This window comes from Bradyrhizobium sp. NBAIM08 (assembly GCF_020193935.1).
Taxonomy (GTDB): domain Bacteria; phylum Pseudomonadota; class Alphaproteobacteria; order Rhizobiales; family Xanthobacteraceae; genus Bradyrhizobium; species Bradyrhizobium yuanmingense.
The window spans coordinates 1-433 of sequence record NZ_JADYVR010000511.1 but is presented as its reverse complement, the minus strand read 5'-3'; the positions used below and the strand labels follow the sequence as shown (position 1 = coordinate 433).

The window sequence follows — 433 nt, the reverse complement described above, 5'->3', positions numbered from 1 at the left end:
GTGTGATCGAGAACGCGAGATCTCCCCTTGAGAACAGGACAAGGGTCGACTCGAAGACCGTCAGAGCAAGCTGGATGGCAACTGTCAGCAGCAGCAGCCCGCGCAATTGCCCGCTCAGATCACGCAACTTTAGACGCTGCGACTTCGCTGCCGATGGAGCACCCTCCGGACGCGATTCCGACACCCAGATCAGAACGACGACGATCGCGATCAAGGCCATGCCGGCAGCAACAAAGAAGGGAACCGAGAATCCATCGAACCGAAAGTGACCGGACTGCCATCTGAAATGCCAGTCAGTTGCCGAGAGCAGCCCGCTCAGAGCCGGCCCGGTGATCACTCCCAGGCTGGCGGCACTACTCAGCCATGCCATACCACGGCTGCGTTCGCGCTCGGAGAGGAGATCGGCAACCTGTGCCGCGGCAGCAGGCAGAAG

At 61.0% G+C, this 433-nt stretch carries 1 protein-coding gene; it reads right to left on the bottom strand.

The features are described 5' to 3' along the window. Positions 1–433: MFS transporter (locus I6F37_RS40700; RefSeq protein WP_225154476.1), on the bottom strand; the 433-nt coding region annotated here is incomplete at both ends.